General features: G+C 67.5%; 28 protein-coding genes. 4 read left to right on the top strand and 24 right to left on the bottom strand.

Translation table 11 applies throughout. From position 1 onward, the window contains the following. Positions 1-105: 105 nt before the first annotated feature. From ACIBI5_RS29160 to ACIBI5_RS29105, 12 genes are all read right to left on the bottom strand, one after another. Positions 106-1,683 carry a hypothetical protein gene (locus tag ACIBI5_RS29160; protein WP_397251935.1) on the bottom strand — a complete coding sequence of 526 codons (1,578 nt, stop codon included), beginning with the start codon at positions 1,681-1,683 and terminating at the stop codon, positions 106-108. Then, positions 1,680-2,585, bottom strand: a complete 906-nt coding sequence (locus tag ACIBI5_RS29155) for a bifunctional DNA primase/polymerase (RefSeq protein ID WP_397251934.1) — start codon at positions 2,583-2,585, stop codon at positions 1,680-1,682. Before ACIBI5_RS29155 ends, ACIBI5_RS29160 begins: the two co-directional genes overlap by 4 nt. An 81-nt stretch (positions 2,586-2,666) precedes the next feature. Further along, positions 2,667-3,230, bottom strand: a complete 564-nt coding sequence (locus tag ACIBI5_RS29150) for a hypothetical protein (RefSeq protein ID WP_397251933.1) — start codon at positions 3,228-3,230, stop codon at positions 2,667-2,669. Continuing rightward, on the bottom strand, positions 3,227-3,385 hold the full coding sequence (locus ACIBI5_RS29145; RefSeq protein WP_397251932.1) for a hypothetical protein: 159 nt from the start codon (positions 3,383-3,385) through the stop codon (positions 3,227-3,229). Before ACIBI5_RS29145 ends, ACIBI5_RS29150 begins: the two co-directional genes overlap by 4 nt. 42 nt (positions 3,386-3,427) lie before the next feature. After that, entirely contained in the window at positions 3,428-3,691 is a 264-nt protein-coding gene (locus tag ACIBI5_RS29140; RefSeq protein ID WP_397251931.1) for a hypothetical protein, read from the bottom strand. 155 nt (positions 3,692-3,846) lie between these two features. Further along, positions 3,847-5,976 carry a hypothetical protein gene (locus ACIBI5_RS29135; RefSeq protein WP_397251930.1) on the bottom strand — a complete coding sequence of 710 codons (2,130 nt, stop codon included), beginning with the start codon at positions 5,974-5,976 and terminating at the stop codon, positions 3,847-3,849. A 48-nt stretch (positions 5,977-6,024) separates the two neighbouring features. Then, positions 6,025-6,195 (bottom strand): Rmf/CrpP family protein, encoded by a 171-nt coding sequence (locus ACIBI5_RS29130; protein WP_397251929.1) that lies wholly within the window; start codon positions 6,193-6,195, stop codon positions 6,025-6,027. Then, entirely contained in the window at positions 6,192-6,812 is a 621-nt protein-coding gene (locus ACIBI5_RS29125; protein ID WP_397251928.1) for a hypothetical protein, read from the bottom strand. The genes ACIBI5_RS29130 and ACIBI5_RS29125 overlap by 4 nt, the downstream gene beginning before the upstream one ends. A 153-nt stretch (positions 6,813-6,965) precedes the next feature. Further along, complete coding sequence (locus ACIBI5_RS29120) at positions 6,966-7,787, bottom strand: hypothetical protein (RefSeq protein ID WP_397251927.1); 822 nt, start codon at positions 7,785-7,787, stop codon at positions 6,966-6,968. After that, positions 7,771-8,286, bottom strand: coding sequence for a hypothetical protein (locus tag ACIBI5_RS29115; RefSeq protein WP_397251926.1), 516 nt, complete (start codon positions 8,284-8,286; stop codon positions 7,771-7,773). The genes ACIBI5_RS29120 and ACIBI5_RS29115 overlap by 17 nt, the downstream gene beginning before the upstream one ends. A gap of 97 nt (positions 8,287-8,383) precedes the next feature. Further along, entirely contained in the window at positions 8,384-9,784 is a 1,401-nt protein-coding gene (locus ACIBI5_RS29110; RefSeq protein WP_397251925.1) for a hypothetical protein, read from the bottom strand. Positions 9,785-9,952: 168 nt separating this feature from the next. Then, positions 9,953-10,633, bottom strand: a complete 681-nt coding sequence (locus ACIBI5_RS29105; protein ID WP_397251924.1) for a hypothetical protein — start codon at positions 10,631-10,633, stop codon at positions 9,953-9,955. Positions 10,634-10,866: 233 nt separating this feature from the next. Between ACIBI5_RS29105 and ACIBI5_RS29100 the strand changes: the two genes are divergently transcribed. Continuing rightward, on the top strand, positions 10,867-11,820 hold the full coding sequence (locus tag ACIBI5_RS29100) for a restriction endonuclease (RefSeq protein WP_397251923.1): 954 nt from the start codon (positions 10,867-10,869) through the stop codon (positions 11,818-11,820). Between the two features lie 285 nt (positions 11,821-12,105). Further along, positions 12,106-12,288, top strand: a complete 183-nt coding sequence (locus tag ACIBI5_RS29095) for a hypothetical protein (RefSeq protein WP_397251922.1) — start codon at positions 12,106-12,108, stop codon at positions 12,286-12,288. Positions 12,289-12,366: 78 nt separating this feature from the next. On the opposite strand, the gene ACIBI5_RS29090 is transcribed toward ACIBI5_RS29095, so the two are convergent. The 8 genes from ACIBI5_RS29090 to ACIBI5_RS29055 all read right to left on the bottom strand — a co-directional run bounded on the left by ACIBI5_RS29090 (position 12,367) and on the right by ACIBI5_RS29055 (position 15,469). Next, complete coding sequence (locus tag ACIBI5_RS29090) at positions 12,367-12,690, bottom strand: WhiB family transcriptional regulator (protein WP_397251921.1); 324 nt, start codon at positions 12,688-12,690, stop codon at positions 12,367-12,369. After that, a complete protein-coding gene (locus ACIBI5_RS29085; RefSeq protein ID WP_397251920.1) occupies positions 12,687-13,004 on the bottom strand; it encodes a hypothetical protein in 318 nt (105 codons plus the stop codon). Before ACIBI5_RS29085 ends, ACIBI5_RS29090 begins: the two co-directional genes overlap by 4 nt. Positions 13,005-13,182: 178 nt before the next feature. Further along, entirely contained in the window at positions 13,183-13,413 is a 231-nt protein-coding gene (locus ACIBI5_RS29080; RefSeq protein ID WP_397251919.1) for a hypothetical protein, read from the bottom strand. Further along, positions 13,413-13,925 carry a hypothetical protein gene (locus tag ACIBI5_RS29075; RefSeq protein ID WP_397251918.1) on the bottom strand — a complete coding sequence of 171 codons (513 nt, stop codon included), beginning with the start codon at positions 13,923-13,925 and terminating at the stop codon, positions 13,413-13,415. Before ACIBI5_RS29075 ends, ACIBI5_RS29080 begins: the two co-directional genes overlap by 1 nt. Continuing rightward, positions 13,922-14,431, bottom strand: a complete 510-nt coding sequence (locus ACIBI5_RS29070; protein WP_397251917.1) for a hypothetical protein — start codon at positions 14,429-14,431, stop codon at positions 13,922-13,924. The genes ACIBI5_RS29075 and ACIBI5_RS29070 overlap by 4 nt, the downstream gene beginning before the upstream one ends. Further along, positions 14,428-14,685 (bottom strand): hypothetical protein, encoded by a 258-nt coding sequence (locus tag ACIBI5_RS29065; RefSeq protein ID WP_397251916.1) that lies wholly within the window; start codon positions 14,683-14,685, stop codon positions 14,428-14,430. Before ACIBI5_RS29065 ends, ACIBI5_RS29070 begins: the two co-directional genes overlap by 4 nt. An 85-nt stretch (positions 14,686-14,770) precedes the next feature. Then, positions 14,771-15,046, bottom strand: coding sequence for a DNA translocase FtsK (locus ACIBI5_RS29060; RefSeq protein WP_397251915.1), 276 nt, complete (start codon positions 15,044-15,046; stop codon positions 14,771-14,773). Positions 15,047-15,139: 93 nt separating this feature from the next. After that, complete coding sequence (locus tag ACIBI5_RS29055; protein ID WP_397251914.1) at positions 15,140-15,469, bottom strand: hypothetical protein; 330 nt, start codon at positions 15,467-15,469, stop codon at positions 15,140-15,142. A 380-nt stretch (positions 15,470-15,849) separates the two neighbouring features. Here ACIBI5_RS29055 and ACIBI5_RS29050 point away from each other — a divergent pair, with 380 nt between their 5' ends. Next, positions 15,850-16,515 carry a GntR family transcriptional regulator gene (locus ACIBI5_RS29050; RefSeq protein WP_397251913.1) on the top strand — a complete coding sequence of 222 codons (666 nt, stop codon included), beginning with the start codon at positions 15,850-15,852 and terminating at the stop codon, positions 16,513-16,515. A gap of 56 nt (positions 16,516-16,571) precedes the next feature. On the opposite strand, the gene ACIBI5_RS29045 is transcribed toward ACIBI5_RS29050, so the two are convergent. After that, the gene (locus ACIBI5_RS29045) at positions 16,572-17,405 is read right to left on the bottom strand and encodes a hypothetical protein (RefSeq protein ID WP_397251912.1); all 834 of its coding nucleotides are present in this window, start codon (positions 17,403-17,405) and stop codon (positions 16,572-16,574) included. Positions 17,406-18,058: 653 nt separating this feature from the next. Between ACIBI5_RS29045 and ACIBI5_RS29040 the strand changes: the two genes are divergently transcribed. Beyond that, positions 18,059-18,859 carry a DUF6551 family protein gene (locus ACIBI5_RS29040; protein ID WP_397251911.1) on the top strand — a complete coding sequence of 267 codons (801 nt, stop codon included), beginning with the start codon at positions 18,059-18,061 and terminating at the stop codon, positions 18,857-18,859. 122 nt (positions 18,860-18,981) lie between these two features. On the opposite strand, the gene ACIBI5_RS29035 is transcribed toward ACIBI5_RS29040, so the two are convergent. The 3 genes from ACIBI5_RS29035 to ACIBI5_RS29025 all read right to left on the bottom strand — a co-directional run bounded on the left by ACIBI5_RS29035 (position 18,982) and on the right by ACIBI5_RS29025 (position 20,972). Continuing rightward, positions 18,982-20,118 (bottom strand): recombinase family protein, encoded by a 1,137-nt coding sequence (locus tag ACIBI5_RS29035; protein ID WP_397251910.1) that lies wholly within the window; start codon positions 20,116-20,118, stop codon positions 18,982-18,984. Positions 20,119-20,373: 255 nt separating this feature from the next. Next, entirely contained in the window at positions 20,374-20,748 is a 375-nt protein-coding gene (locus tag ACIBI5_RS29030) for a hypothetical protein (RefSeq protein WP_397251909.1), read from the bottom strand. Between the two features lie 68 nt (positions 20,749-20,816). Beyond that, positions 20,817-20,972: a hypothetical protein gene (locus tag ACIBI5_RS29025; protein WP_397251908.1), complete on the bottom strand. Its 156-nt coding sequence runs from the start codon at positions 20,970-20,972 to the stop codon at positions 20,817-20,819. Positions 20,973-21,309 lie beyond the last annotated feature (337 nt).

Below are 21,309 nucleotides of genomic sequence, written 5' to 3'. Positions count from 1 at the left end.
ACTCGGTCCATCTCCGCAAGCGTTCTCCCTGGTCACAGTTGTGTTTACGGAGATGCGGAGATGCGGAGATGTTTCAGCGCTTCTCGTTCGGACGATGGGTTTCGGTCAGGCGCTCGCATGGCACTCCACCCAGAACACGGCTCGGTCGCCGCGGTCGTTCTTGCCTGAGCGCACCACGTAGTCGCCGCGCCAGCGCCCGGCCTGGCCGGCCAGGAGGCGACCGAGAGACAGGGCGTTGGGCAGGCGACCGGTATGGGTGGTGATGAACTGGCCGTCCCACCGGTCGTGTTCCTGGTTGGCGAAGAAGTCGGGTTCGGCCGATCGGCGCAGCTCGGCCGCGGTCATGGGCTCGGTGCCGTGCAAGGTGTGCCAGCAGGCTAGGAACGCGCGCCAACGGGTTTCGTCTTCGTCAATGGCGCGCACGTCGGCGGCGTTGGCCAGGAACCCGGTGATGCCGTGATGGGCCAGGAACCCGCCGAGGGCTTGGGCCCAAGGAGTGAACTGGCGCATGGCCAGCGTCGCGGCCTTGGGCGCGCCGGCGCGGGTCCAGTCCAGCACCAGGATCAGCAAGTGGTACAGGACGGTGTGCTGGTTGGCCGGGGCAGTGATCCACTGGTCGAGGTGCGGGATGCCGAACTGGGCTTGGTCGCGCTGTTCGGGGCGGGGCATGTCGGGGTCGAGGTGGACGCGCACGGTTCGTGAGGCCATGTCGCCGCCGACTTGGAGGTTGTTGCCGGTGGCCATCCACAGCCGGTCGTTGACGGTGGCGATGTTGCGGGAGGCGCCGAGTTGCCGGTCGGACCAGACGCCGGCGGTGACCAGCAGGGCCAGGGTGGGCGAGTCGATCACGGTGCCTTCGGCCAGGTTGTCCCAGACCACCACGCCCACCTGTTCGGTCAGCACGGCAGTGATGGCCTTGCGTAGTTCTTCCTCCGCGTACGGCCAAGGCATGACGCGCTGGCCGTAGAGCATGCCGGGGCCGCCGGTGAGGATGCTTTTGCCGGAGGCGGGCATGGTGGCGTCGATGAGGGCGAACGGAGTGAGGCTGCGGGTGAAATGCCGCAGGATCGGGGTGGCCAGCAGCGCCACGTAGTTGGCCCGGTCGGCCGGGCTGGACCACGGGAAGTCGCGCAGAAATCGCTCCAGCAGGAAGGCGCGGGCGGCGGCCACCTGGTCGGCGGTGGGTTCGTCCGGGATCGGGGGCAAGGCGACCTTGGCTGCCAGATACAGCCCGGTCGCCTTGTCGTAGCCGACCTCCTGCAGCAGGGTGCCGTCGCGGCGCAGCACCGGGGCGCCGATGACCCCGCGCAGCGGCGGCAGCTCGGGCCAGGTCTTGCCGGCTAGTACGGAGGCCAGGGTGTCGCGGGGCGGGGTGACCTCCTCTTCGTAGATCTCTGCGCTGCCGCTCTTGGTTTTACGGGAGCGCAGCCGGTAGACGTAGGCGTGCTCGGCCAGCAGCCCTGCCAGCGTGGCAGGCGTCAGCGGACTGGCGGTGACGGGCAGGGGCGAATCCTCGTCCGCGGCTGGGCTGACATGCCCACCGGAGACGGTCTCCATGTGGACCAGATCCCCAGCGGAGACGTAGGTGTCGGGCAGCAGCCGGTCAGCCAGCGCGGCCTTCAACACGCGGATGGTCTCCGGGCCGGAGCCGACCTCGACAGAGTGAGGCCGCGGGGCGGTCATGCGGGAACCGTCCGGGGCCTTCGTGCACCGTGTCGGAAGCCGGACCGGATGGTCTTGGACGCCTCGCCCGCCGATAGGCCGGTCTGCAGGGCGGCTTCCAGCAGTTGGGTCTCGGTCGTGGTTTCGTCGAGGGCGCCGCCGGCAACCAGCTGGCCGAGCGCGACGGATGCGCCCCACAGGGTGGCGTTGCGGTTGCCATCAACTTGGGACGCGGCGATGCGGTCCAGGCATCCGGCGATGGCGGCGCCCAGGTAGGCGCCGCGGCTTCCAGACCGCCGGGTGACGGGGGCGGCGGGTCGGGCAGGGACCGGTTCAGGTCGCAGGCGCTGGGCGAGCCACCCCGGCAGTGGCGCCGGAGCGGCGGCGTGCAGCACCTGATAGCTGCCGGTGCCGTCGGGCAGGTCGACGTGGCTGCCGGGACCGACGACGAGCCCGCCGGCCGCGCGGGTGTCGATTTTCCAGCCGAGCCCGTTGCCCTGGTCACCGGAGGTGTTGCCCAACTGCGGGCCGTCGCTCGGGGCGGTGAAGTAAAGGTGCAGGCCGCCGCGCCTGGTCCTGACCTGGAATGTCTCCCAGGGCACGGGTTGCCCTGCCTGCTCACACAGGAGCGCGAAGACGTCGGCGCCGGAGTGGACGCCGGGCTGGCGCCAGCGCTCGGGCGGCTGCTCGCCCGGCTTGGGGGTGTCGAGGTCGATCACCACCAGGTGGCTGGGGCCGCAGGCGATCCCGACGTTGTAGGGGCGGCGGGCCCAGATCCGTGCGATCACCGCTGGGTCGGTGGTGGCCAGTCGCTTCCAGCTCATCCCGGACAGCGGCACCTTGTCGCCAGGGGTGAGGGGGAACACCCACCAGCCGCGAGCGGCGGCGGCCAGGGCGTATCGCAGGGTGTTGGGGGTGGGCATCGGTCGTTCTCCCTTTGCTTTGTGCGGGGACGTCAGACGCCGGGGACGGCCTGATATTCCCCGGGGACGAGCCCGGGGGAGTCAGGCCGAAAAGGTCAGAGCGGTCCGGACGTCGGAGAGCAGCACGACTCGGGGATGATCGCTGTGAGGGCGGACGCTCACTCCGTTGCGACCGAGCAAGGCGGCCATGACGGAGGCTTCCCATCCGAAGCGGGGCCCGTTGGGGCAGACTGGGAGCCGCCAAGCGATCTCATCGACGGTCAGCAGGGATTCGCCGTCGAGGAACGCATCCGCCACCCGGGCAAGCATGAGTTCGTCGCCGGGCCGCGGCCGAACGACGGCAGCCGGCACGGAGACGACCGCGTGCGTCGGCGTTGGGCAGGTGCGAGGTTGCACGCCGCACAGCGGGCAGCGGCGGGCCGATCCGCCTTGGCGCTTGAGCGCGCGTTCGCGAGCCCGGTTGCCTGGCCAGGTACGCGCCAGCGTCCAGCTGATCCCGGCATCCCGGACGACGGCCAGCAGCCGCGCCCCGCGGCCGGCCGCGTGCTCGGCTAACCGGGTCGGCAAGTCGGAGGTCCACCCCAGATAGTGGCGGGCGTGCCGGTAGGGCTCGGCGAAGTGCAGCAGGTAGATGGTGCCGGTCATGGCAGGCGCACCTCTAGGTAGAGGCGCACCTGGCGCGAGTTGCCGCGGCTCGGGTAGGGGGCGGAGGTCTCGATCACGGTCAGCACGCGGGCGATCTCGGCGGCGGCGCGGTCGACTTCGTCGGGCAGGCCGACAATGCGGATCTTCACGATCATCTCCAGAAGCCTGTTGGGGACACGGGGCAGGGGCTGGCCGGGTTAGGGGTGTTTGGCGAACAGGCGTAGTTCGCGGCCGGTGCCGTCGCAGCGGTCGCAGGCGCGAAACGAGCGGGTGAAGATGGCGCCGCGGTGTTTGCGGGAGCCCTGGCAGCGTCGACAGTTGCGGTAGGGGTGCAGCCGGATGGAGATCGTGTAGCCGACGCTGTAGAGGGCGGCGAGCCCGGCCAGGAATAGCCAACCAAAGGTGGGGTCGCCCGCCTCAGCAGCAGGCGCGGACAGGACGAAGGCAAGAAGTGGGTGCACGACGAAAGCTCCTAACGGCGGGGGGCGCCCGTGACGGTGTGTAGTGGCCGGGCGGAGGCCGGGATTTCGCTCTTTCCGCTCATGTGGCCTCACATAGGGGTCCGGTGAGCGGAATCAGTGAGCGGAATCAGCGAGCGGAAACGCCCCGAAGTTGGCTACTCTTCGTGATCATCGGGGGCGTGCTCGGGCAGGTAGTACCGGGCGGCGCGAGTGCTGCCGCGGCTGATGGTCAGCCCTTGGTCGCGCATGATCGCCAGCCACCGCCGGACCGTGGATTCGGGTTTGCCGGTGGCCTTGACGAGATCGGCCGGGCTGGCCCCCTCCGGGCCGCGCTCGTCCAGCAGCGTCAGGACGGGCTGGGCGATGTGGGCCGGGATGGTGATGCCGCGGTTGAGGCCCGGGTCGTTGCTTTCGGCGTTGTCGAACAGCTGCTTGGCCGCGACCAGGTCGTCGAGACTGGTGGCATGCTCGGGCGGGTCGGGCATGCCGGCGAGGCGGGATTCGACGTCGGCGACCAGGTCGTGGGCGAGCCGCTCGACGGCGCCCGGGTCGGCGGGGTCGATCCCCCAGCCCGAGTTTGGAGCAGGGGTGGGTCCGCGACCTGTGCCGCTTCCGGCGGCGGCGCGGACGCGGCGGCGGTCGGCGTAGCCGTCCATTGCGGCGGCCAGGTCCGGCTCCAGCGTCGCGGCCGGGGCGCCGCGGGTGTGGGCGAGGGCTTCGACGGCGTCCAGGTCGGACATGTTGCGGACGCGGCCGGCCGACCACAGGTTTTCGCCGTCGACCACCAGCGCCACGCCTTTGACTCCGCGGGCGTAGCTGACCATGTTGGGCATGCCGTCGATCTGCCAGTCGGGGATGACGTTGCCCATCTCGCTGGCGCGATTCAGGCGCAGCACAATCTTGTTGTCGGCGTTGGCGTGCGGGTCCTTGGTGCCGGTGTATTGCACCACGCCGCGCTGGGAGGCGGTGGCCACCCCGACGCCGGCTGAGCGGCCACGCCGGTAAATCGTCTCGAACAGGGGCTTCGCCTTGTGTCCGATGGGTGAGTTGTAGCCTGCCAGCTCATCCAGCTCGTCGATCGGGATCAGGATGAACGGCTCGCTCGGGGACGGTACGTGGTTACGTCCGCCCGACTTCAGCGACCGGTACTTGATGACCTGGTCGGCCCAAGTGAGGATCTGCAACGCCCGGTCGTACTCGTCGATACCTGCGTAGGCGTCCAGGGCGTCGCCCCAGATGGCGCCCAGGGTGCCCTTGCCCAGGTCGATTCCCCACACCAGGACGTCGCGGCAGGCGGTGGCCTGTTCGATGATGTTGCAGTACAAGACGGTCTTGCCGCTGCCGGTCGGGGCGACGATGAACGTGTGGTGGCCGCCGGCACGATCGAACACCACCAGGGGCATGTCGCGGCCGGAGTCGGGGTCGAAGCCGATCACGAGCGGCCCGTCCATGATGGAACGCCGGGGCGTCGGCGCCGTCTGGCTGGTCAGGGCGGGGCTTTCGACCTTGCCCTGCCAGGGGTCGACTGTGTGCACGTCCACGATGATGATTCCGGCGTGCTTGTGATAGTCGGTGACCTTGACGCGCTCGCGCGGCAGGGCGAGCGCGCCGGCGATGTCTTCGGCCATGGCGTTGTTGCTGCCGGCCAGCTGGCTGGCGCGCTTGCCGGTCTTACGGATGTCGACGCGGTAACGCTTTCCCAACCGGACATCCTTGACCGAGATAAGCCGCGAATCGGTCAGGCTTGCTGCTTGGGCGAGGTGCTCCCAGCCGGCGCATTCGGCCTGCCAGTTGCGGCGCTCGCGCAGCACGTCGGACCAGGTGTAGGCCGACCAGGCAAGGGCGGCTGCGCCGCTGTAGACGGCCAGAGTGGGGAGGGTGAAAGCCCCCGCGTGGGCGGCGAAGGCCAGCCAGCCTGGGACCGCCGCGACGGTGGCGGCCACGGTGGCGGAGTAGCTCTTGGAGCGGTGCTTTCGGTAGGTGGCGGTCCAGGCGGCCAGGGCCAGCGGCGCGGACGGAGCGGCCACCCACAAGGGGTCGGGCAGCTGCATCAGGTGGGCGAGCTGGCCTGCCGGATACAGGGCGGTCAGGCCGGTGGCCAGGCCGCGGGTGTCCGGGGAGCGGGCAACCCACCGGGCGTACCCGCGCATAGCCGCACCGAGCACGCGGCCGAAGGTGATCCGGTCGCGGTAATAGCCGGACGATCGATGGGGCGCCTCATCGCCCCATCGCCCGTCGTGTCGGGGGCGGTGGGAACGGTCGCGCCGGGGGTTGCGCCGCGCCATGGAGCAGTTCTCCTCACGAAATCCTTGGGGCGAAGTAGGGGCTGGTGTTTATGCGCGGCCGAGCAACCTGAGGTAGGCGCGCAGCCAGAGCACAGCCAGGGCGGCCTGCGCCGGGTCGCCACCGGGGTCGTAGGGGCAGGTCGTCGCGGGCAGGCCGCGGGTCGCGGCGAGCATGGCGGAGGTGATGGCCGCCCGGCGGTCCCGTTCGGGGATGGTCATGTGCGGTCCTCTTGGTGACGGCGGGCGGCTTTGACGTCGGCGTCGCGGTGCAGTAGCTGGGCGCGGAACTCGGTCAACGTCAGGCGGGGATGGTCGTGCCACCAGGCTTTGAGTTCCTCGCTGGCGTAGGCGGCGGCGCGGCGCGGGCTGCCGTGCAGCAGGCTGCGACCGTCAACGCCCTGGGCTCGGCCGCGCTTGTTGACCAGCACCCCGCGGGTGGCATGCTCGGCGGCCAGGAACTGCGCTTCGATCCATTCGCCGTACAGGCGCCGGACCAGGGCGTCGACTCTTTCGCCGGGCAGGCGTTGAGCGTGTAGGTGCGCTCGGGCTTGCTGACGGTGCAGGTCGTCGACGTCCATCCGGTAGACCTGGGCGTAGGCGTCCAGCTGATCCATACCGGAGGCGATCAGGTTGGTAATCTGCCGGTCCTGGTCAGTTTCGAGCTGTCGCCAGTCCCAGGCCGGGTTGTGGCGGCGTTCGCGCTCGTCCAGCCGGTTGAGCAGGTGCTCCAGGCCGGGGTGGTCACGAAACCGCGTGATGAGGTTGACCAGCCGTTCGCCGGTCACCGAGGCGAAGTCCGCAGGTAGTTCCGACAGGGCGGCGTCGACTTCCCGCAAGGCCCAGCCCGGCGCCTGGTCATGCGAGGGCGGTTCTGCCTTGGGGCGGGGTTCTGCGTGGGCCGGGCCGGTGGGCTCCGTCTCGGCCGCCGGGCTGTTGCCCGCTCGCAGGGATCGGGCAACAGGGGCATGGTGGCGGTGCCGGGGTGCTCTTCAAGCGGCGTCGCGGCCGGTGATCGTCATGCCGGCGGCGGCGACGTCGCGAGCTTCCTCGAACTCTTCCTCGAAACGGGTGGCGGCGGTCATTGCGGAGTTGGCGGCTTCGGTCAGACCTTCGCCGATGCCGATCAACGGCTGGGTGATGTGCTTCGGCAGCTTTCTGCGGGCTACGACCTCAGCCCATTCCGATATCGCCAGAGCGCTGGACCGCAGGAAGGAAGCGATGGCGTGGCAGTCATCGAGGAACTCGGCGTCGGACTTCGGCTCATCCAGATCGAGGACGACTCTGCGGGGGTTGGACATGCTTCCTCCGGAGGAAGTAGTGGGTTCGGGCGGCGCAGGCGGTTGGGGGCTTGCCTCGGTGGGCGCGGGTTGGTGCTGAAGTTGGGGCGGCGTGGCCTGCTCAGATGTGGCACTGGCCGGCGGCTCGGTCTCCGGGGCGGGAGCCGTACCCGGTGCGGGCTTGGGCTTGTCTTGCGGTGGGGTGGGGTCGAGTGGCGGTGGGTCGGGGTCGCGGGGGCGTCGACTGAACAGCGGGGTCGGTTCGGGGTTGGCCTGCTTGCGTCGCTCCCACCGCGCTTTGAGCCGACGGAGGACGCCTGCCCGGCCGGCGTGGGCGGTCTTGGCCGTGACGCGGCCGGTCCACGCTCCGGCGCGGCCGGAGTGGTGGATGAGCGCCTTGCCGGGGGTGCGCCAGCCGGTGGCCTTGTAGCCGGAGCGCACGGCGTTGCCGACCATGCCGCGGCCGGTCTTGGTGACGGTCATGACCGCGGCCAGCACGATGAGCAGGGTGACGGGGTCACCCACGGCGCTCATCCCCTTCGGCGTGGCCGTACTGGCCGGGGCCGTCGTTGTTCTCGGTGGCCTCCTCGCCCTCCACGGTTGCCTTCGGGGTGGCCAGTAGGGCGTTGACGGCGGTGGCGGCGGCCAGCACGCTGGCCAGCAGCAGGCCGAACCACCAGGACATGCCCAGCAGGTAGTGGGCGACGACCGTGAGCGAGGCGCAGACGAGGTAGTCGCCCCAGCCGGGACGGTGCGCCCACATCGCCCGCCCGAAGGCGATCAGGCGGTGCCGGGCGTTCGGGGTGAGCCACAGAGCCAGGCTGGAGGTGGTGATCGAGTTCGCCACCTCGGGCAGGTTCGAGCCGAGGTCGCCGACCCATTTGCTGATCTGGCCTTTGAACACCAGGCCATCCAGCAGCAGCACGAACAGGCCACAGACGATGAACTCGTACGTCTTGAGCTGCCGAGACTTGAAGCCGACCAGCACGGCGCCGGCCAGCGCAGCGAAGATGATCCATTTGCCCGCTTCCATGAGCGGTTCTCCTCCGTGAGCAGGGACGAAACAGCCCACCGGGGGACAGGAGATGTCCGGTGGGCTGCAGGGCGGGGCGCCTGGTTGGGGGCGCGGGTCAGGCGGCGGGCCGTCCGGGAGACGTCGGTCCGGCGCTGCTGCGCTTGTAGCGCTTGAGCACGGTTTTGGCGTTGGAGGCGGTGACGGTGACGCCGTGCGCGGCCAGCCACGCGACGATGTCGCCGGGGCTCGTGGCGGTGCCGAGTGCGTCGATAGCCACGCGGATGCGCTGGGAGTCGTGCGCGGCCTGCGACAGATCAGCGATCACCGGGACCAAGGCAGCTTGCTCCGTGAGTGGAGTCACCCGATCGGGTCCGGGGTCAAGGTGGCTCGGACGTGGGGTCAACGCGGGGTCACCGAGCAGGGGCAAGGCGGGGTCAGGCGCGGGCAGGTGACCCCCAGCGCCGGGGGTCGGAGGGGCAGTGGGGTCAGCAGCCGGGGTCAGCGACGGGGGCGCAGGCGGCGGGTCGGTGAACAGCTGCCGTGGGTGGGAGCCGAGCGCGTTTGGGCCATTCCACAGGTTGGCCCAGGAGTCGAGTACAGCTTTGGCCTGCTCGACCTCCGGATCGGGCTGGATCTGGTCGACGGTCAGTGAGGCGAGTACGCGCGTCCATGGGGCGGGCATGCCAGCGCTGGTCAGGCTGGCCGCGTGGGTGAGAGCGCCGATCTGGGAGATCAGCGTTCGCTGCTGGCCGGGATCGGTGGCGAGGGCGGCGTGCTCGATCGCCGCGTTCATGCTCTTGCGCAGCCGCGCCAGAGCACGCGAACGCCGCCAGCCTCCGGCGATCCGGGCGCCGGCGGTGAGCTGGACGCGATGAGCGGCCCGCGCCACCGCGGTGACCCGCCGGTGGGCGGCCACCTCGGAGATGGCGCGGTCAGCGGGTTCGGCCAGCCCGAGCCGGACCAGAATGCGTTCGCGGGTCAACCGCCAATACACCCGCTCGCGTTGCTGAGCGCCGGCGCGCTTGCGCCGCTCTCCGGCCAGACCGCGCTCCCACAACCACGCGGCCACGAACGGGGTTGCCAGTCGCAGCACGTCGACGGCGAAGGAGTCAGCCGCCAGCGCGGACAGTACTGCGGACAGGCCGGTCAGCACCCACACGGCCAGCCCGTCGACACCGGCGGTGCCTGGCCCGTCTGCGTCGCGGATGTTCTGACGGGCGCGCACGGCGGAGGTGAGTACGGCCAGCTCCAGGAAGCCGAAGAACACCACGCGCAGGGCGATTGGCAGGCGCGGGAGCTTCTCGTCGAAGAACTCCCACATTCCGCTGGCGGCCACCGCGCTGGCCACCAGCGCCGACAGCACGGTCAGCCGGTCGGCCGGAGTCGCGCCGGTCTTGCGCAGCACGCGCCAGGCCAGCCAGCCGGACCCGATGCTGAGCCCGGCCAGCACGAGCCACGCGACAGCGGTGACCGGGTCGGCCCGCACGAGGGACAACAGATCGTTAAGGGTCGCCATTCGGGGTCACCTCCAGATAGACGCGGACATCGTCCGCATGGCTGCGCCCCAAGTAGGGGTGCGAGAAGGCCGCGCTGGGGAACACTCCGGCCCGACAGACGTCGAGCGCGCCGGCCAGGGCTGCCATGGCGGCATCGACCTGGCCGGGCGCGCACGTGAGACGGAGGTTCACCGCTGGCGCCCATTCCGGCCGGGCGTGTGCTCGCTCGCCGCGGCCAGGGCGCGGGCGCGGTCCTCTGCCGTCGGAACGGTGGACAGAATCCAGCCCGCACGCTGGTAAAAGGTCGATTCGCGCTCGGCGAGATCGGTCAGCATGGCATGCATGCAGCCGAAACCGTCGAGCCCGGCCTGCTCAAGCAGGCGCACGGCGGCCCGGTCGATGCCGTACTCGCCGCGCCGCTGCAGAGCGAGGTCGGCCAGCGTGCCGACGCCCCAGGCCAGACTCCCCAGCAGCAGCGTCCGGACGCTTCCCGAGGTCAGCGCGACCAGCATGCCGGTGACGGTGACCGTGAAGGCCACCATGGTCAGACGGCTGGTCCAGCGCTGCCAGATGGTGGGCTGCCACTCGTGGCTGACGAGCGCATAGGCCAGCGTGCCGGCTGCCATCCGCCCGAGCGGAGTGTCGGCATCGCCGTGCAGCAGGTGCTCGCCGACCGTGATGATCGGGATGGGACTGTCTTCGTCGGTGCGCTCGACAGACACCGTGGACGGCTGATCGGGGTCGGTGACCAGCATGACCGCCGGCAGGCCGGCCGCTCGTGCTAGATGCTTGGTCAGCGCGGTCAGGGCGGTGTAGGTGGCGAGCAGATTGTGGCGCTCGCCGGGCAGGGATGTGGGTGAGGTGAACATAGAGACTCTCCGTTCGTAGAGGTGGATGGCGAGATCGCAGAGTGACGCGTCGGGGCGCGGAAGCATGTCGACCTGGCGCTTTGTTCGAGTACCGCGATGTCGGGACATCGAGCCAACACACGAGCCAGTGACCTAACACACGAATCGGATGCAAAAAAACGGCATCCGATTCGTATATGCCAGCTCTGGGTTCGGTATGCTTCCTCTTGAGGAAGATCTTCATGGGGAGAGACATGGCCGACACCGATGCTTCGTCCGCGCCTGCGTGGTACCTGGAGCCGAGCGAGCGGATCGAGCGCAAGACGCTGCACGAACAGTTCGGTGGACGTACTCAGGGTGGCATCGGCCCTTCCAGCCGCACGCCCAACGTGTTCGTCTTCACCGACCCGATCGCGGGCGAGAAGCATGGCTACTTCGACGGCTGGATGCCGGACGGCCTGTTCCACTACAGCGGCGAGGGCCAGTACGGCGATCAGCGGATGCTGTCCGGGAACTCCAGCATCCTCAACCACAAGCGGGACAGCCGTGCCCTGCGCGTCTTCCAGGGCGCCCGGGGGACCGTGACGTACCTGGGGCAGTTCGAGGTTGACGAAGATGAGCCGTGGTATGAGGCGGACGCGCCGGAGACGGGCGGTGGTCTGCTTCGTCGGGTGATCGTCTTTCGGCTGCGCCCTATCGATGCCGTCGTGCAGCCGCCGCAGACCAGTCTTGCGCGGCTGCTCAGCGAGGCTCCGCCGCCGGAGAAACCGGTGTTGGAGCTGCCGCTGGAGCAGCACCTCACCGAGCGCACCTTCGTCAACCCGGCGGGCGAGGTCTATGAGGCTGAGCGGAAGGAGGCCAGCTTGGTCCAGGCGCTGGCCGACTACTTGCGCAACTTGGGCCACGTCGTCGGTCGGCAGCAGATTCTGCCCGCAGGCGAGAGCCGGCCGCTGTTCACCGACCTGTATGACCATGACCTGAAGCTGCTGGTGGAGGCGAAGGGCAGCGTCACCCGAGAGAACCTACGGATGGCGATCGGCCAGTTGGCCGACTACGGCCGCTTCCTCCCTGAGGCCACCCGCGCGATCCTGCTGCCCATTAAGCCCAAGCGTCAGGACCTGATCGACCTCGCCGACGCCCAGAACATCGTGATCATTTGGCCTGAGGGGAGGGGATACCGCAGTACCCGTGACAAGTTCTTCTTCTAGAGCCTTGACCTACGCGCGAGCGCGTTCTCCGCCGGGATATCCGTGCCCGATGAGAGTGCGCCACCCGCACGCTGGGCCCTAAACGAGCTCCCTGAGTTGCGGCGAACGGCCGCTCGAATCGTTGCAGCGGTTCGAGCTTTGGCCGTTCGACGCGACACCACGGCCGGTCCACAACCCAGGGGTCGTTACCTACCTGTACAGGTGCACGGTAGCTGCCCCCAGCGCGTGAGCAAAGCGGCTTCGCCGTCCGGCATCCCATCCTGTAACTGCGTTTCAGGAGGCTAGGTGCCTACCAAAGCACCGTCCAAGCCGCCCCCCGACAAGACCGAGGAACGGTTCACCTTCACGCTGTCATGCTCGACAGGCGCCGTCATCGCCATCGCTGTGACGATCGCCTCGGTGTTTTTGATCGCCAACGGGTTCGACCCCGTCGCGTTCCTTGAGGCGTTCGCCAAGCTCAGGCGCTGACGCCGAAGCAGTCCCCTGCTCGGGTGGATGTCGACCCACCCGAGCAGGGCGACGACCTCGATGTCAGGCGAAGGGAGCTTATGCGGCACTCTCCTGCGGGTGGGCGCACTCACCGCAGGAGGTGCTGCCGTGGTCGAGGACGGGACCCAAGCAGTGCTCGCACCTGTGCGGGAGATGCTTGATTGCGCGCCGCTTGCGCTCCGACATTCCGCCCCAGATACCCCACCGCTCACGCCGGACCAGCGCGTCGGTCAGGCACTCGAAGCGGACCGGACAGGCGGCGCACACCCCTTTGGCCGCGGCGGCGCCGGCGTGGTCGCCCTGGTCGGGAAAGAACAGCTCGGGGTCGACTTCCTGGCACAACGCCAGGTCCTGCCACACCCGGTCGAGGTCGGTGTTCATGACGTCTCCTGCAAGCGGTTCGGGTTGGCGTCATCGGCGGTGTCGCCGATGTTGTTGGGGGCGGGGAAGCGCACGTGGGTGTTCAGCACGCCGCGAGCGATGCGGGCGGCCAGGCTCGGCGGGCGGCCGGAAAGCGTGCCGTACCGGTCCTCGTGCCGGATGCCGATCGGGACGGCAACCATGACGATGGTCAGGGCGACGGCGGCAACGGCGCCGAGCACGATGACGACGCGCCAGCCCATGACCAGGTAGCCGGCGATGACGGGAGTGATGCCGGGCATGGCCAGCCCGGCAAGGCGCAGGAATGTACGCATGACGAAGCTCCGATCAACACGGAAGAAGGCGCACGCCAGGCCGGGCGTGCATGCGGGAGTGCGGGAGATTGCCGAAGTGCCCCGGCAGGGAGTCGAACCCTGCCTGCGACCATCGGGGCGGTAGAAGGACGATCAGCCCGAGCGGCTGTGGTATCTCGGACAGCCGCACGCTCATCGGTTAGTGCTCGGCGCTTCGTGCCAGTGCATCGCGCGCTTCATCGGTCAGCAGCCACCGGCCCTCGATGGCCTCCTTGGCGTACGCCATCAACACCATGGCGTCCCGTCTGCCCTGTGCCTGCTCGGATGTTGGGCCATGCCCGTCTGGCCAGTCGGAGTTGAGCCAATCCCGTGCATCGGACAGGCAGGAGCGAGCCTGCCGGGCGTATTCGCTGTAGGGGTGAAGCTTCACTACTCGCCTTCCCGCTCGTCATACCAGGCGGCCAGTTCTCGTCCGTGACGTTCGCAGGCGGTGGCGTGGCCGCGTTCGCAGTCGTCGGGGTGGCCGTTGTACGGGCCGTAGTCGAGGATCAGCTGCCCGCATGCCAGGTCGGGGCAGCGCCAGGTGACATTGGGATCGCCGTAACCGCCTTCGGTCATGTACTCGAACGCGGCCTCGCTGAGCGCGCGATGGTCGTCATTGGGCAGCTCAAGGGCTTGGCCGATCTCGTGCCAGGTGTGGCCGGCCTCGCGAGCGTGCCGCGCCTGGCGGCCGATCTCAGCCCTGGCCAGTGCGGCCAGCAGCTTGGCCGCCCACAATCCGGGCAGCGGATCGGCGACCCGATCGTGAGACAAGGCGCCCGGGAAGATCGGCCGTATAGCGATGGCCTGTTGGCCGTAGGTCTCGGCCACCAGGTCGACGACTGCGGCTTCTAGCCGGTGGCGCGCGTTGTTACGGGCTTCGGCCAGGTTGTGCGGGGTCATGTGCCCATCTCCATGCGGACGAGCCGGACTCCGGTCTGGCTGCTGTCGGCGGGGCGGACGCAGCGCGGGCACAGCCGGGCCTCCGGCGGCTGCACGTCGATACCTGCGGTGAGCATCGCGTGGCCGCAGCCCCGGCAGCTCCAGCCGACACCGGGCGGGCACACGACATCGGGGAGGGAACCGTCAAGCAGGGCTCGGGTGGCCGCGGCGTCGGCCAGCACGCGCGCCGCGGTGACACCGTCGGCCGGCAGCTGACCGTGGCGCTCCAACTCCCACCGCACGAACGTCAGCGGAGCGGCCTCCCCGCAACCATCAGCGGCGATGGCGGCGCGAGCGGCAGCCAGCAGAGCAATGTAGTCGGCGCGCGTCAGGCTCTCCCGCACGCGGCTACTGGCGACCTCGGCCAGCAGTTCGTCGACGATGCCGGCCAGTTCGGCGGCGTCGTTGACCAGAAGCGCGGCCTGGGTGTGCTCCCGCAGACCGTCGAAGCGGGCGCGGCTCATCATGACGGACCGCCCGCGCGCCGCTGGCTGCGCAGCTCGTTCAGGACCTGGTCGAACGTGCCGGCGATGCGCTCCAGCGCGTCGACCTGGGCCAGCCGCGCGGCCAGCTCGGCAACCCGCATCCGGGTGTCGAACTGCGCCCGGTCGACGGCTGTAGCGAGGTCCGGGTCGTAGCCGAGTGCCTCGTTCAGCTCCCACCCGGCCCAGCCCCGATGCGTCTCGACGGTCGAGGAGTGCGTGTCATAGCTGTCGGTCATTGGTTGCCCCTTTCTGCTTGGGCATGAGTAGGCGCCCGGCCACATCCGCGTGGAGTCCGACCGGGCGCTCAGGGTGGGATTTGGATTAGGCGGCGGCGCGCTGCCGCAGGCCAGCGAGGAGGACGTCCAGGCTGGCGGGGTTCACCAGCACGTCGCGCGCCTTTGCGCCGGTGCTGGGGCCGACGACACCACGACGCTCTAACTCGTCCATGAACAACTCGGCCCCAGCGAGGGGCATGCGGAGCTTGCGGGCGAGCATCCGCGGGGAGCCGTACTGAGCGGTGACCACCAGCTCAGCAGCGATCATCAGCAGCTCATACTCCTGGCCCGAGCGTCGGGCGCGACCGTCATTGGCTGGCACCGGGAGACTCCTCGGGTGTGAGGGCATGAGAAAGCGCCCGGCCGGACCTGGTATCTGGGTCCGATCGGGCGCCGGGACGGGAGTGCCGACCTGTCAGGCGGCAGCAATACGGTGGAGCGGCTGGGGCGTCGGCGGGGCGGGTTTGCGGTGCGTCCGGCTGCCATGGCGGGTTGCGGCCTGCCGGACGGCTACGACCATGGCGCTCTGCCATTCCACGGACGTCAAATCGACCACCAGGCGAGTACCGCTGCCGGGGCAGCGGGTCATGCCGTCATCAGCGCGATGCGGCCAGATCATGCCGCGCCGGATCACGCGCCAACTGCGGCAATCGGGGCAGACCATGGTCAGCCGTTCCCCGGGGTGCAGGTTGAGATCGTTTGGCGGCAGAGTGCTCGCCAGGATGGATCGACCGTTCGAGCGCACGGGGCGTCTCCTCATGAACACGGGCTGGGGGCTTGCGTTCTCCGCCCGCCACGAACCCGCCCTACCGAAGTGGCCGGGTTCGTGCCGGACAGGCAGCGCAAGCGCTGCACGTGCTGCCAGCCGTACCGACCCGAGATCAAGGCGCCTTGTGGTTCGTCAACCTAGATCTCCGGCCCAAACTGGCCGTTACGTCACTCTTCAGTTCTCAAGATCGCTAACTCCCGGCGAGTCGGAGCTCACTGGGGCTCTCGGCGTTCAGTGGCGTGCCTTGACGTTCTCTAACGTATACGCAGTTGCGTATACGCACAAGCCCTAGGTATACATTGATGCGTATACGCTGGTCGTGTCGCGGAAAACTTCCCCGAAGGAGTGATCACCAAATGGCAGAGCCGGCCTACGTTCGCATCGCAGGTGAGTACGCCCGACAGATCCGAGCGGGAGAGCTTCCGCCAGGCATACAGTTGCCCAGTTACGCCGAGATCGCCCAACAGCACACCGTCTCGGACATCGTGGTCCGACAGGCTGTCCAGCTGCTTCAAAGTCAGGGGCTCGTTCGATCCGTCCCGCGCCGTGGCATCTTCGTCGCGCACCGGCCCAACCTCGTTCGTGTCTCACCCGAGCGCCAGATGGAGACAGCCGAGCGCTCCTTCGAGAATGAATCCGACCGAGATGTCGCAGTGGAGCGCGAGGTAACGCAGATCGCCGCGACCGACGAACTCGCCGAAGCGTTCGACGTCTCGGTGGGTGAGCAGATCATGCACGTCGTTACCCGAGCCACCGAGGACGGCCGGCCCATCTCGATCTCAGACACCTATCATCCGTTGGACCTCACCGACACATCGGAAGCCGTCTACCTGGAGGAGACTCTGTCTGATCAACTGCCGGCACAGGCGCACGCAACCTGGTTGCGTACGGCACCAGGAGATCTCGTCCAGACGGTCCACCAACGGTTCTTTGCAGCCGATAGGCGAACCATGATGATTTCTGATATTTCATATCCGCGCGACCGTTACGACGCCTTCGTTTTCCGCATGCGCCTCAAATAGACCATCAAAAAAAAGGGGGGTATCGATGACGCGATACCCCTCCTTTTTTTGGTGGTCTATTTTCGAATCCAGCTCTGGGCTATGTCTGCCGACGTCCACCATGAAACGAAATGCTGGTCTGTGGAGTCCAGCCTCCAGCGCTCCGAGAGTGCATAAAAGAAGGCATCATCTCCAGTTATGCCACCCTTTGGCTCGCCAATGTAAATGAGCCGCTCCCCTCCGGCTTTCTCGAACGACAGAAGCGCCTCAGATGCCATCGTGTTGCCCCATCCAGGGGGCCAGCAGAGGAACAGTACATAATTCATTGATCGGGAGCGCGTTGCAAACTCTTCGAGAGAACCCACCGGGTGCCAAACATCGATCTGGCCAGCCGCTCCGAGGAACGAGACGTTCTTGGCCTTGTCAGGCGGCTCCAGATCATACGCCTCAACAGCTATTCCGGCGCGAGACAGCTGTCCTGCCCAATATCCCCGGCCAGCTCCCAGTTCTACTATCGGGAGATCAGCACTGAAGCCGGACACCCACTCGATGGTCTTCGGGGAAGGGATCGCGTAGGCGTACGCCGCCTGCAGGATCGTCTGTGCAAACGCGAGTCGCGCACTCCCCTTCAACCGACCACCGTTCGCTACCTGGCGGCCCTCATGCTCGGACACAAGAGGTTCAACGATGTCCCAGTATGGGTTCGAGCTGACTGTGCTTCCACCCGTCATATAGTGCACGAACCGTAGGTCAAACGCGGCGTCTACCTGATCGTCACCGGTTCCTGAAAGCCCCTCCGCCACATCTAGATACTCAGCTACTTTGGGATATTCGGCCTGAAGACGCTGCTCGTCCTTCAGTAGAGCCGTGAGTTGATCCCATCTCTGTGCCGTCATGGTGACCTTGGCCATGCAACCAAGCTTCTCGCGCCGCTGCCCCTCGTGCCACTCTTTGAGCGAACCTTTGACGGTCGAGCCTGCGTGGGGTGGCGCTTGGCAACCTAGTGTGCCGACGGCGCCCTCAGCGTTGGACATCTCCGATCTTGGCTCTACGTCTGAGCCCGGTGCTTCAAGCGGGCAGCGATGCGGCGGGGCGTTGACATGGCAGGCGTTCGGCTTCCGCTGCGCCTTTCGGCCTGCCCTAGTGTCAGATCGAGATCCAGAACACGGCCAGGCGCCGAGCCTCGGAAATCTCCGGCCGTGGACGGAGGTACATCAGTGACCTGAGCGCTGCAGACGAGTTTCTCGACCCGGTGGACGCCCAAGGTTGGAGGCTGATCACCAACCCTGGCTCACCACTCCACTGTGACGCGCGGCCCCTTTGGTCTTGCAGGCTCACCGGCGCCCACCAGGGGCGATGCGAGAATTCTGCGAGTGCGAGAAGAATCGTGGTGCGAGAACATTTGACATGCGAGAAATATCTACGCTTTACTGAACGCCCACGATGCCTTCACCCCAGGGGAGCTACCTTGGCAACGAAGACCGCCCCGGCAAAGAGGGCCGGCGGCAAGCAGCGAAGCAACACGCCCCCCCAGTACGTGGTACCGCCAAAGGACGAACGGCCCGTGTACCACGAGCTGATTCCCGTGGGCCGCCTAGAGGTCGACCCGTTGCTAGACGCGCAGCGCATGTTCCAGCGTCCCTGGGCCAACAAGCTCGCGAGCATCTGGAACCCTGCAGTCCTGCTCGCCGCGATTGTCTCCAAGCGGGAGGACGGCCGGTACTACCTGTTGGACGGCCAGCACTCCACAAAGGTGGCCATGGATAAGCACGGGCCGAACTTCGCCCGGCACTGCATGGTCTACGAGGGTCTGACCCGCGCAGAGGAAGCCGCTCTTTTCCTCGCCGCCAACCGCGACAGGAGAGCTGTCCGTCCGGTCGACAACTTCCGGGTAGCGCTGACCGCCATGGATGAATTGGTGACCCGGATCAACAACGAGGTGCTGTCCTGCGGACTGACCGTGACCGGCAGCACCTCGACCAATCAGATCGGTGCCGTCCAGGCCGTCATGGCTGTGGGCACCAAGCGGGAAGGGCTGCTGCCCAAAGTTCTGAACACTCTGGCCGAAGCCTGGACGAAGGACCGCTCTACGTGGGACAACATGGCCATTCGGGCCGTAGGGATGGTCATCGACACCAACTGGGACACAGTGCAGCTCGACCGCCTGGCCCGCACCCTACAGAAAGCCCCTGTAGGTCATTGGAAGATGCACGCGGTCCGGATGACGACCTCGGGTGGCGGCTCGAACTCCCGCAGCCTCCCTCTGGCCGAGAACATCGTTACGGCCTACAACTCAGGTCTGCGCGACCGGAGGAAGATGCTGGTATCACCAGCCCGTGCCACCGAGACTTCCGAGGAGGAGTAACCGTCCCGCGCCGCCGAGCGGGCGCGCGCATGGAGTAGTCAGCGACGCTACCCCAGCGATCTCCGGGCTATAGGCGGGCAGCGGAAGCAGCGCAAGGGAGGGATCGTCAGGCGGGAGCGCGATCAGGGAGTGGCCTCCGGAGCCGGGTGCGTAGGTTCGAATCCTACAGGGGGCACCATACAAACGGGCGCGGCGACGAGCCCGTTTGGCTTTTCCAGGGCTCCCTCCGAGGTAGCTCTCGCCACGTCGATGGCGTCACCTGTCAGGGTTACTGTACAGGTTGCTATGTGCGTGGCCCTGTCGTAGCGGACCCGCAAGCGAAACACATCAAACAGCCTCCGGAGCAGTTCCTCGGGCAATCCGTCCAGGCTTGGGACGCCCGTAGGCAGAGCGTCGAGGAGATCGGGCGCCTGACGCACCGGCGGTTTCCTCTCCAGATCACGCAGCTGCGCCACCTTGTCGGCTTTCTGGCTGGCCAGCGCGGCCATACGCTCCTGAATGTCGCGAGCGAGGTCACCCGTGGGATCGTCAGTGATCTCCAGGGTGGTGATGAGGCGGGCTCTGCGCGCATCGAGGTCCTCGATAAGGCGCTGCAACGCCCTGCAACCTTGAGCGTGTGCGTCGACCTCTCGCTCGCTGGCCTGGATGAGGGCGCTGCTCAGGCGCGCCTTTCGAGCCGGGCCGAAGACATTGCGGGCGAAGAACTCGGTGATGCCCTCCATCAGGCGGTCTTCGCGCACGTAGACGGTCGGAGGATGCCCTTCGGGCCGGTAGCCACGCGCGGGCAGACAGGTGTAGTAGGCGGTCTCCCGGCGTGTCTTGCCGAACATGCGCCGATCACACAACGAGCAGAAGATAAACGACCGCAGCGCATAGGAGCGTTTGGTCTGCACATGCGCACTGGGCCCCGCTTCGCTGCGAGAGCGTTCACGGCTCTTGGCGATCCGCTGCGCTGTGATGAACACTTCCCGGGTGACAAGCGGCTCGTGGCTTTGCTGGTCAGACCACACCCACTGCTCGGGCGGATCCACCTTGCCGGAGGCGGTCTTGGTACTGCGCCGGTTCCACACCATGTAGCCGGTGTACTTGGGGTTGGTCAGGATGTCGCGTACGGCGCTGCCGCTCCACCGCCCCAATGCCCTGGCCGGATCCGGCGGCACCGGAGGCGGACAGCGCTCCAGGCTCAAGTTGAGGCGATCAGCGATGTGGGTGTAGCTGAGCCGTTCACCGATGCGCCAGGCGAAGATCTGGGTGACCACGGGTCCACGCACCGGGTCGGGCACAAGACGGTGCTTGGTTGCCCCCTCGGCGCGACGTGCTGGGACAGGGTGCGGAATCTTGGCTGCCTGGGTACCCGTAGGGCGGCTTGCCGATATTGAAGCCCTGCCCGATGTGCGCCTCAAAGCCGTCCCAGGACTTCTCCAGCAACTCCAGGACGTTACCACTCAGCGACGCCCTGCTTGACCCGGCGAGTGAGGATCTGGGTGGCCCGCTTCCCGTTCAACATGATCGGCTCATCGGGAGGCCAGCAGCAGCACACCAAGCTGCTCCAGCTGGTTCTCGATCAGCGTTCCTACATACGTGCGGCGGGAAATGCGGTCGATCGACTCGCAAATCACCGCATCGAAGCGCCTGTCCGGGCGGGCCGCTTCCGCGAGGAGGTCGGTGATTCCCCCGTCCCGGGGTACTGGGATGTCCATGTGCTCGTGGCCGCGTCCGCGCCCTCGGGCAGCAAGGTCCTTACGTCCGGACTCGATGTCGTAGAAGTGGGCTGTAATGAGAGCGTGTGCGGGAAGGGCGGCCCGGCTGTTGGCGAGCTGACGCGGGATCGACAGCGTCGGGTCCTGCTGATCCTCGGTCGAGGTGCGCCCTGCGAACGCAACACGCAACGCCCCGGTGAAAGGCCCCCGTCCTACCCGTCTGGCATTGACACCTCTGGTTCCCGCGACCAGCTCGTTTAGTGGGATGGGCGGCTGACCATGAGCCACTGCAGTACCTCCGCGATCACTTGAGCTTGTTGATGGCGAAGCTGATCATCAAGCGCCGACTCAGCGACCACCAGCTCGAAGTCGATCTGTGGTGGATCGCTCACATCAAAGCGCACGGCGATCATTCCCGCCCTGCCATGCCCCGGCCAGGGGGCGGGCATCATCGACCCCAACCTCTATGGGGCATGTCAAGCACAGCAACCAGGTCACCAAACGAGACACCTCACCCAGCTCGACGCGGCCTCTTACTTATCCAAATACCGCCTCGAACGAGCGAGATCGGACGTCTCCATCGGTCAAGAATCCCTAAACCTGCCCCCGCCACCGAGCCATCGCCGCACCAGAGACGCCCGCAGCGGCATGGCTAGGGACTGTAAAACTAACGGCGGATCTGATGATCATGGGAGAGACACTCGATGTCCGAGACCGCCGTGGAGTCGCCGTCTATGAAGGAACCGCTTG

It is taken from the genome of Nonomuraea sp. NPDC050540, assembly GCF_044457485.1.
In the GTDB taxonomy this organism is placed as follows: domain Bacteria; phylum Actinomycetota; class Actinomycetes; order Streptosporangiales; family Streptosporangiaceae; genus Nonomuraea.
The sequence above is the reverse complement of the archived record's forward strand: the minus strand, read 5'-3'. Positions and strand labels throughout refer to the sequence as shown.